The organism is uncultured Thiodictyon sp. (assembly GCA_903837595.1).
In the GTDB taxonomy this organism is placed as follows: domain Bacteria; phylum Pseudomonadota; class Gammaproteobacteria; order Chromatiales; family Chromatiaceae; genus Thiodictyon.
In genome coordinates this window covers 20,162-29,025 of sequence record CAILVI010000380.1, presented here as the reverse complement: position 1 = coordinate 29,025, position 8,864 = coordinate 20,162, and the positions used below count along the sequence as shown (strand labels likewise).

The following is an 8,864-nucleotide window of genomic DNA, read 5'->3' as shown; positions in this document are numbered from 1 at the left end:
TAACCCTCGGTTTGTTTGCACTTCCAAGGGTACACAATTTCGCGGGTCCTGCCGCTCTCCAGGGGGTGATTCTCCAAGCCCTATGCTATGTCTTGGCCGGATTTATGATCAAGGCCCTCTCGGTCATCGTTTCTGGCGCCGGGAACCCGCGGACGATCATCGGCGGGATTTCCAACCCACTGGAGTTCCGGCGGCGGTTTATGGAGATTCAGGAAGCCTCGGGGGTAAGCAAGTAGCGACCGAACGGCGGGGCTACCTTTCGCGTGGCGAGCGGCGCCCCGCTCGGTCCGGAATTACGCCAAAAAGAAGATCGGCTTACGCACTGATGGGTAAAGCTGCTAGCACAACCGCTGACACCGGCTCAAATTCCCTAATCTCAAACGCCATCTGGCCGCAAAAGAATTTCGCAATAATGTCAACAATCTCTAAAGTTACCGGTAAGCAATATAGGACTTCGTTTTTGGTTGAAACCGCAAGAGTAGACCGGGTAGAAAAATGGAACGACACGTCATTTTTTACCGTTAACTCAACAACATCGTCGTCGATAACGAGGTCTTCGACAAAGAGGCATACCCGTATTTATTATACAACCGATAACGGCTCCAGCGAGTTAACAGCGTACGGGTTTGATTTGCCAGTAATCAATGGATCAATAATTAAAATTTCTTTTTATGTTAGCGATGAATTTAGACCCATGCTGGCCGGATTCCTGGATCGAAGAACAAACAGGTGGTATCTATTAAATTCGCCGGAGAAGTATTTTCAAGCTGTGCGGCCAGCTGGAGGGCCTGCTCGACTAAGGTATCACTGGTCGGGACCCAGAGACTAACCGCAGAGAAATAGCGCTCCATGAATGCGATTTCGTTTTCGCGTCTATAGAAGAGCGGCTTGCGCAGTGTTTCCAACCTTAGATAGGCGCTGGCAACGAAGGTCCTACTTGAGTCCCCCAATAGCCCCAAGGCTTCGTCCGCAGCCGGATGATCACCGCGAAAGGCGGCAATCAGCGTATTGGCATCAACGTAGGTCTTGATCATCGCCAGCCTCCGCACGCCCCTGCTGCACTTCACATAGAATGGCGTCGGCCGATTGGAGCGGCTGGCCCTGCGCACTAGCGCGCCGACGAATCGCCGCGAGGGCACGGCCAAGCTCGCTACGAGGCTGATCATGGTCGACCACGGCATCGCCGGCCAATGGAGCGACCGGCTTATCCTCTAACCATGCCGGGGGGGGCTCAGGGAGGACCGTCACCACGACCCGCGCCCGCACCACTCCCGGGAGCGGCTCCAGCAGGCGAACCTGGCCGTTTTCATAAACGCCTTCGATACTTGTCAACATCTCGAATTCATCCTCGCTCACTTGACGCGTCAGGGGTTTGCGCGTCCATCACACTCAACGCTTCCTCAAATGCCTCGCGCTCGGCCCGATCGGTAACCTCCACCCGGTTCGCGCGAAGCCAGGTCGCCGCGGCATAGACGGCCCACAGCGGGGGAGTACGTTCGGTGGCCCACAACTGGAGCACCATCCCGGGGGGCGACTCCTTGCGGGCAATCCAACCCCCCGCCGTCGCCACCGCGACCAGTTGCGCCGCGGCCTGCGTGTTCGGCGATCCGCAATGGAATCGATAGGCCGAGATAACCCGCTGGCGCGTCGTCCTGGAAAGCGTCACGCCGCACACCGCCGAAAAGGGGTTACGCGCGGGTCCGGCTGGAGCAGGGTTCGCACGGCCGCTAGCGGGGCTGGGGGATCGGCAAGGACCAGTTGGCGGCTGGTTTCCAGCGCCAAGGTCAGCCGCGCGTCCAGCTCACCAAGCGGGGTGTCGCACGCGCCCCACTCCCGGGCGATAAGACTAACCACTTCCCCCCAGTATCGGAACAACGCGCGGATCAGCACATCGGTCGGCGTCTGGCCGTCCGAGCACTCAGCGAGCAAGGCGACCGTGAAGTTATCACTGGTGTGATAGCTGGCAAACAGCCCCGCGCCGGCGACGGCATCGAGGGCCAGCAGGTCAGTCATGCTGCCTTCCGGGTCCAGGGGTTGCGGCGATGTCCGACCGAGCACCGCCAGGGCCGCGCGGTGGCGTTGGTCGCTCGCCTCCCGGCGTTGCTCCTTCAGGAGCTCGGCGGGCTCGCCGGCCAACCATGCGGCCTCGTTGAGTGACGCAAGAATCCGCAGGGCCGCCTTCAAGGTGCCCTGATCAGCACGGCTCAAGTAGGGAGCGACGGACATCGCTTCCAAAGGCGCTTTGACAAGCCGATAAGTGGCTTGCTCAGGCGCCTCGGTCGCGCCGGGCAATGCCTGGCGTTCCGCAAGGTACTGCGCTAACTGTACGCTCGTCAGGGCCTCGTCTTCCTCTATTCGGACAAATCCCGGACAGGGGGCCAGTCCGTCCTGGCGAGAGCAAGCCCAACCTCGACTGTAGACATTGACAGTCAGTTTCAGGGGGCCACCGCAGAGGGGGCAAGGGGGCGTGTTCATAGACGGTCCTCCCGGGATATGGCCCGGCGTCGTCGCCGGGCCTGATAAGGTGTTACGAACCGAGACAGCTCGCAAGATTGTCGAGGTCCACTAAATCGGTGAACGCGATCCGCAGCTCACCCGCCTCACCGTTGCCACTCCAACCCACTGTGACTTGAAGATTCCACGTCTCGGCAATCCGCCGCTCGGCCGCGCGGCACCGCTCTTTGATGCGCTTCTCTTCGGAAAGATCCACCGGCGCGACCTTCGGCGGCTTGGGCTCGGCGGAAGCGGTGGGCTGCGCCGGGACGGGCGCTGGCATCGGCCGATGAGCGTCGTCGCGCGGACCTGGTGGGGTGGCGGGTTGCCGCACCGGCAGAGGCTCCAGGGTCGCCGGCACGTCCTCAACCGGCGTCGGCGGTTCATCCATGGACGGCGCCACAATCGCGGGTTCACGCGCGGTGAACGGAGCCGCAGCCGGCGCCAGTCCCTCAACACTCGGCATCGCCCCGGAGCCCCCCGCTGGATCAGGGACCGACAACTCGGCGGGAGCTGTGACGGCCGCAGGTACAGAAGGCTGCACGCTGGGCGCATTCGCGAACTTGGCGCGGGCAACTTCGAGCGCCTCGCGCACCGTCGCGCGCGTCACCTTCTCGGCGCAAAGGAATTCAGCAACGGCGTTCGGATCTAGCGCTTCCAGGTCGATGAGGAACGACAGCGTTTCCGGGTCCTGGGTGCGGTTACCGGTCACGAACACGTCGATTTGACTGATGTGGGAGGCCAGCTTGCGCCGCAGGGACACCCACGTCTTGTTCTTGCCCAGCAGCTCACCCACCTGCTTAGGGCTGTTGCCAAGTTCGACCAGGCGCGCCACGGCGGTGGCTTCCTCGAGGATATTCAGCGGCTCGCGGTCCGCGTTCTCCAGCAGCTGCACCGCCAAGCGTTGCGCGGGTGACAACTCGCGCACGATCACCAACACCTCGGCGAGCCCCGCCAGGTTGGCGGCACGCCAACGGCGCTCCCCCGCGATGAGCATGTAGCGGCCGGCGTCGTTGGGATGGCGGCTAACGATCAAGGGCTGAATCACACCCGCCACGGCCAGCGATTCAGCCAACCCGGCAATGCTCTCATCGTCAAACGCCTTCCGCGGTTGATCCTCGTCCCGATCAATCAGGGATAACGCGACAATCACGGCCCCGGTGGTATCCGGCTCGTCGTCCGCCATCAAGTCGCGCAGACTGCGGATATCGCTCAATTCATTCGCGGCCGCTTTGCTCATGACAATCTCCCCAGAATCGCTTCACATGCGGCCCGCATTTCCTGGCCAGCCTTTAGCATCCCGGCCCCGCTAGTATTCCGCCAGACGGGACGCCCCGCGTCAATCGCATCGGAAATAGCCACCCGATTGCCCACCGTGAACGGCAACACGCTATCGCCAAGTTCGGCGCGTAGCTCACCGAGAATCCGGGCATGGGTCGCGGAGCGGCTATTCACCATATTCGCCAAAAGGCCCAGGTTTTTCAGATTAGGATTGAACTTTTTGCGAATCTTGCGAATGGTGCCCTGCAGGTCGGTGATTCCCTGGATAGAAAACCCGTTGAGCCCCATCGGACTTACCACGGCATCAGCCGCAATCAGGGCCGCAATCAGGCGCCGGCCAAGACTCGGGGGGGTGTCGATGATACAAAGGGTGTCGTCGGGCACGGCCAGGCCGCGCAGGTGATGTGCTGGCCGCTGGATCAGGCTGAGGTCGAGGGCCTCCACGTCGTTGATCCCGATATCAGCCGAGATCAAGGACAAGCGGTCGGAAATCGTCTGCGGGATCTGCGTCAGGGTTCCTGGCTCCGCCGTAAACAGAGTCGACGCCTGCAAACCGCAGAACGTGCGGGTGAAACAGCGGCTGCTGTTGGCCTGGCCGTCCAGATCGCACATCAGCACCGAACGGCCCTGCTCCAGGGCGAGCCAGACCAGATGCACGGCCATCGCCGACTTGCCGACACCGCCTTTTTGATTCGCTACAACAATGACTTGCACTTCTTATTACCCCTCAAGGTCGAGCCTTCGGCTCAGTGGTAGGAATCTACATAATACACACCCGCCGACACATACACAAGCCTTTTTTTGTTTCGCATGCGATACTTTCCAGAGAGGTTGGCACCCTGCAACCCTACCGATTCTTCGACAACGCCGCCAGGGCCGCCAACTCGCGGACCTGAAAACTAAACTCGTCAAGCAAGTGGACTGCGGAAAACCGCTCGCCCTCCACCGTCATGCCGCGCCGGACCAAAATCCGCATGGCTTCGTTCGCAGACATATTGTGTTGATCGGCGAAGGCTTCCACATCGGACTTCAGTGATTGTGGGATCAGCAGTTGCATTCGGACGTTGGGATCGACAGGGATAGGCATCACGATTACTCCAAAAACGAAGGATAGACCAATCAGCCTACAGCAACACAACAGCCGCCGCCAGGGTGCCCGTCCCTGGGCACCGCATCGGCCTAGAAGTCCTCTGTAAAGCCGATTGTCACGGCTAACGCGCCATCGTCCGCGGGGCTGCAATCCAACACAAAGTACCTCTCAAGGTCAGCCCGTGCGGGCTTGGTGGGTGGTCCCGGCGACCCGGGACCGGAAACAGTTACAGCAAGCCACGCTCAGCCAACGACGTAGACGCTTCGCCGGAAACGATAAGGTGATCGAGCACCCGGATTTCCACCAACGCCAGCGCTTCTTTTTATGAGCAGGACGCCGTAATGCGAAGGATGCCCGGGGCGCCCCGGTAGGAGGGGGGGTTGCGGCGGTTTTCCTTCGCATTATTTCTTGGGTTGGCGTCAGAGGGAGTCGAGCCAGTCCAACAGGTCCGGGTTGCGCTTCCAGCGCGGCGGGGCAGTCGGCCGTTTTGAGGCGTCGACCAGTTCGATGGCGCGACGCTTGGTCTCGACGTTGGCCCGAGCGTACTGCATCGTGGTATCGAGGCTGACATGGCCGAACAAGCTGCGGATCACTGCGATGTCGACCCCGGCAGCGACCAACTCCACCCCGGCGGTGTGGCGGAACGTGTGAGGGGACACCCGTTTCTGTCGCAACGACGGCAGTTCCTCGGCCGCGGCGCGGACGTACTTGGCGAGCTTGTAGCGGACCCCGGCGGCGCCCAGCGGGCGGCCGTAGCGGTTGACGAACAGCGGTTCCCCATCGGGCCGGGGTTGTCGGGCTCGCAGTGCCGAAAGCAGCTCGGCCGTCTCCGCCCACAGCGGACAGATCCGCTCCTTACGGCCTTTCCCGTAGAGCTTGGCGTGCGCCGGCGAGTCCAGCCGTAGATTGCTCGGGCACAGATCGAGCGCCTCCTGGATACGCGCCCCGGTGTTGTACAGGAACGCGAGCAGCGCATAATCGCGCTGCCCCTCCAACGTCGCTCGGTCCGGTTGTTTGAGGATGGCCGTCACCTCCTCGGTGTCCAGGTAATCGATCGCCGGGTGTGGGGCCTTCTTCGTGGGGATGCGCAGGACGGCGGCACAGTGTGCCGCCGCCAACGGCTCACGGTCGGCGACGAACCGGAAGAACGAGCGGATCGCAGCCAACCGGCAGTTGCGCGTGCCGATGGTGTCGCCGCGCTCCGACTCGACGTGGCTGAGGAACGCCGGTATCTCCTCGGCGGCGAGGTCGGCGAGCGCCAGCGCGCTCACCGACCGACCGTGGCGCGCGGCGACGTAGCGTAGGTACAGGCGCCAGGTGTCGCGGTAGGACAAGATCGTGTGACGGGAGCAGTTTCTCTGCTCGCCGAGCCACTCGTGGAAGAAGGCATGGAGCCAGTGTGACAGTGGGGCGAGCGTCATGTCCGGTCTCCCGAGGCATGGAGCGCGTGCGCGCCGCGCTGGCGGTAGCGCTCGCCCGCCTGTTCGAGCAGTTCTGGGGTCATGTTGAGGTAGACGAGGGTCGAGATGATGTCCTTGTGACCCAGATAGGTCGCCAGGTGCGGCAGCCGGGTCTGGGGATCGACGCCATCGCGATACCACTGCACCATTCGACGAGCAACGAACGAATGGCGAAGGTCATGGACCCGCGGCCCCCGTTGTCCGCGCTCCGGCTTGAACCCCGCGCGGCGAATGACATGCGTGAGGAACTTCTCGATCGCGCTGTAACTGTAGCGATGCCGGCGTAGGGGGCTCCACCACAGCGGCGCCTCCGGTCCGATCGGAGCTCCCGCGGCGGTGCGGGCCAGGAGGTAGCGCGATATGACCGCGAGCACACCCGGCGCCAACGGCAGCCGCCGCGACTTGAAGAATTTCGTCTCGCGGATCTCGACCGTTGCGTCATCCACGTCCAGGTCGGCGAGTGTCAACGAGGCGATTTCTCCGACCCGCAGGCCGGCGCAATACGCCAGCGCGAGCATCGCGACGAGCGCAGTCGGTCGCAACGGCGCGTTCACCGAGGGGAATGTCCGGGCCGCCTCGAACAGCCGCTCGACCTCGGTTTCCGTAAACAGGTAGGGCTTGCGTTCCTCCTGTATGACCCGGTGCTGCAACCCAGCGTCGATCGACAGGACCGCCACGGTCGGGTCGCGCCGGTTCATGGCCTGGGACAGCGCTCGCCCGCACTGCTGCACCCGTAGCGCGTGCCGCACCCCCGGGCACGAGTCGCGCCAGGCCGCCAGCAGCGCCGGTAACGGTTCGTCTGCAAGCTCCGGATGCTGTTGAAGAAAACGATCGAAGCGCCGAAAGTCACGCGCCGTGACCTCGTAGATGTATCCCAGCGACTGCATCCGCGCGATGTGCTCGCGCATGAGCGCACCGAGCGAGCTGCCGAACTCGGGTAGCGGTCGCAGCCGCTCTAGGGCACCTTCGCCGTCGTCCTCAATCAGGGCACGCACGATCGGATGCAGGCGGGGACCGTAGTCGTCCTGCAACGCGGCGAGCGGGTTGGCGCCGTGGCCGGCGCCGGCCCGCCAGTCCAGATAACGCGCGACAACCCCCGCTCGGCACACGACGCTCGCCAGGGGCGAGCGTGCAGCCTCATGCATCAGCCAGGCTCGCAGCGTCTCGAGCGAGAGCGCCTCGCCGCCCGGCGTGCGCTCAAGCGCGAACGCCTGGAAGGCCCGCAGGATGCTGCAATAGGAGTAGCGAGACTGGCGTCCGATCGCCAGGCTGTCGAGGAAGCGGTCGACGTCGTCGGCGTTCATGGGGCGACCCCCGCTGGCAGGTCGAGGGCCACCGAGCGCAGATCCTCCATGGCGAGCTTGAGGTAGGGCGCCGTCGAGCGCTCGGTACGATGCCCGAGAATGTCCCCAATGACCTTGAGGGACACGCCGCCGCGCAGCAAGCTTGCCGCTCGGCTATACCTCAGCAGATGGGCCCCATGTTTGCCGGTCGGGAACACGCCGACGGCAGCCAGTCGCCGCGTGACGATGCCATGGATAGTGGAACCGTTAGCCAGCGCCCGGTACGGCGCCTGGCTGCGCAGGAACACCGCCCGGTCGGTCGCGACGGGCCGTCCGTGACGCAGGTAATCAAATAAGGCGTCCGCAGGTCCGCGCAGAAGCGGCAGCGCGGAGCTTGCGCCGGTCTTCGTATGCTGGATGTGCAGGCGCTCGTGCCGCCAATCGATATCCGACAGACGCAGCCCTACGATCTCTCCCGCCCGCAGGCCATAGGTCGTCGCCAGCATCCAGATGGCGTAGTCGCGAAGACCGAGCGGGGAACGGTCCTGTTCGAGCGCTTCGAGTGCTCGCTCGACGTCCTCGGGTCGGATCGTCGAGGGGATGCCCTCCAGCGCATAGATCTTCGGCCCCTTGATCGCACCGGCCAGGTCGAGCGGTAAATGGCCGCGCTCATGCAGATAGCGCAGCACGCTGCGCAGGGTCGCGATCATGCCGGCGATCGAGGTCCGCCGCATTGAGGCCCCGCGCCAGGCGATGTAGGCGTCGAGGTCGGCTACCGTGACAGTCCCGACGGTCTTGCCCTGTCCATGGAGCCACTCCATGAGCCAAGAGGCCTCCGCCCGACGGTACCGGCGGGTACTCGGCGACAGCCCACGGAGGTCCTTCATCCACGCATCGAATTCCGCGACCGTCGTACCCGTCGCGATCGCGTGGGCCGTCGTCGGCGGCACCGCCGGAGGCCACTGATCGTGAACCAGCCGCAGCAGCATCGCGATCGCGGCGCGATGCCGGCGGCGGGTGACGTTCGAGACGGGGGTGCCGAGCGCGGAGAGATAGCACTCGACATCGGCCAGCGATACGGACTCGACCGTCTGCCCGCATCCCTCGAGGTGACGCAGAAAGCGCCTGGCCAAAAAGGGGTAATTGCGAGCAACGTCCGGGCTGTAGCGCTCCTCCTGTAAGTGCTCCCGGAATCGGGAGAGCAAAACGTCGCATTGCAGTTCGGATCGGGACATGGCGCATCTCCTTGGGTGTGTC

10 protein-coding genes and 2 pseudogenes are annotated in these 8,864 nt (G+C 63.5%); 1 reads left to right on the top strand and 11 read right to left on the bottom strand.

Annotation, left to right across the window (positions count from 1 at the left end):
* Nucleotides 1–236: pseudogene (locus tag QZY44_RS22485) on the top strand (hypothetical protein); the annotation flags it as partial.
* Between the two features lie 450 nt (nt 237–686).
* Here QZY44_RS22485 and QZY44_RS22480 read toward each other — a convergent pair.
* From QZY44_RS22480 to QZY44_RS22430, 11 genes and pseudogenes are all read right to left on the bottom strand, one after another.
* Nucleotides 687–1,034, bottom strand: a complete 348-nt coding sequence (locus tag QZY44_RS22480; RefSeq protein WP_295452788.1) for a PIN domain-containing protein — start codon at nt 1,032–1,034, stop codon at nt 687–689.
* Nucleotides 1,015–1,335: a hypothetical protein gene (locus tag QZY44_RS22475; protein ID WP_295452784.1), complete on the bottom strand. Its 321-nt coding sequence runs from the start codon at nt 1,333–1,335 to the stop codon at nt 1,015–1,017. Before QZY44_RS22475 ends, QZY44_RS22480 begins: the two co-directional genes overlap by 20 nt.
* 7 nt (nt 1,336–1,342) lie before the next feature.
* Entirely contained in the window at nt 1,343–1,666 is a 324-nt protein-coding gene (locus QZY44_RS22470; RefSeq protein ID WP_295452781.1) for a hypothetical protein, read from the bottom strand.
* A complete protein-coding gene (locus tag QZY44_RS22465; RefSeq protein WP_295452778.1) occupies nt 1,663–2,475 on the bottom strand; it encodes a hypothetical protein in 813 nt (270 codons plus the stop codon). The genes QZY44_RS22470 and QZY44_RS22465 overlap by 4 nt, the downstream gene beginning before the upstream one ends.
* A gap of 52 nt (nt 2,476–2,527) precedes the next feature.
* Nucleotides 2,528–3,733, bottom strand: coding sequence for a ParB/RepB/Spo0J family partition protein (locus tag QZY44_RS22460; RefSeq protein ID WP_295452771.1), 1,206 nt, complete (start codon nt 3,731–3,733; stop codon nt 2,528–2,530).
* Nucleotides 3,730–4,488 carry a ParA family protein gene (locus QZY44_RS22455; RefSeq protein WP_295452766.1) on the bottom strand — a complete coding sequence of 253 codons (759 nt, stop codon included), beginning with the start codon at nt 4,486–4,488 and terminating at the stop codon, nt 3,730–3,732. Before QZY44_RS22455 ends, QZY44_RS22460 begins: the two co-directional genes overlap by 4 nt.
* Nucleotides 4,489–4,621: 133 nt before the next feature.
* Entirely contained in the window at nt 4,622–4,861 is a 240-nt protein-coding gene (locus QZY44_RS22450; protein ID WP_295452761.1) for a hypothetical protein, read from the bottom strand.
* 229 nt (nt 4,862–5,090) lie between these two features.
* Nucleotides 5,091–5,186: pseudogene (locus tag QZY44_RS22445) on the bottom strand (JAB domain-containing protein); the annotation flags it as partial.
* A gap of 97 nt (nt 5,187–5,283) precedes the next feature.
* Nucleotides 5,284–6,285 (bottom strand): tyrosine-type recombinase/integrase, encoded by a 1,002-nt coding sequence (locus QZY44_RS22440; RefSeq protein ID WP_295452757.1) that lies wholly within the window; start codon nt 6,283–6,285, stop codon nt 5,284–5,286.
* Nucleotides 6,282–7,628, bottom strand: coding sequence for a tyrosine-type recombinase/integrase (locus QZY44_RS22435; protein ID WP_295452753.1), 1,347 nt, complete (start codon nt 7,626–7,628; stop codon nt 6,282–6,284). Before QZY44_RS22435 ends, QZY44_RS22440 begins: the two co-directional genes overlap by 4 nt.
* Nucleotides 7,625–8,842 carry a site-specific integrase gene (locus QZY44_RS22430; RefSeq protein ID WP_295452748.1) on the bottom strand — a complete coding sequence of 406 codons (1,218 nt, stop codon included), beginning with the start codon at nt 8,840–8,842 and terminating at the stop codon, nt 7,625–7,627. The genes QZY44_RS22435 and QZY44_RS22430 overlap by 4 nt, the downstream gene beginning before the upstream one ends.
* Nucleotides 8,843–8,864: the final 22 nt, after the last annotated feature.

Bases quoted from the DNA above. Each gene is read 5' to 3' on its own strand.
- QZY44_RS22460 (WP_295452771.1), bottom strand. From the start codon at position 3,733: ATGAGCAAAGCGGCCGCGAATGAATTGAGCGATATCCGCAGTCTGCGC.
- QZY44_RS22480 (WP_295452788.1), bottom strand. From the start codon at position 1,034: ATGATCAAGACCTACGTTGATGCCAATACGCTGATTGCCGCCTTTCGC.
- QZY44_RS22475 (WP_295452784.1), bottom strand. From the start codon at position 1,335: ATGTTGACAAGTATCGAAGGCGTTTATGAAAACGGCCAGGTTCGCCTG.
- QZY44_RS22450 (WP_295452761.1), bottom strand. From the start codon at position 4,861: ATGCCTATCCCTGTCGATCCCAACGTCCGAATGCAACTGCTGATCCCA.
- QZY44_RS22440 (WP_295452757.1), bottom strand. From the start codon at position 6,285: ATGACGCTCGCCCCACTGTCACACTGGCTCCATGCCTTCTTCCACGAG.
- QZY44_RS22465 (WP_295452778.1), bottom strand. From the start codon at position 2,475: ATGAACACGCCCCCTTGCCCCCTCTGCGGTGGCCCCCTGAAACTGACT.
- QZY44_RS22435 (WP_295452753.1), bottom strand. From the start codon at position 7,628: ATGAACGCCGACGACGTCGACCGCTTCCTCGACAGCCTGGCGATCGGA.
- QZY44_RS22430 (WP_295452748.1), bottom strand. From the start codon at position 8,842: ATGTCCCGATCCGAACTGCAATGCGACGTTTTGCTCTCCCGATTCCGG.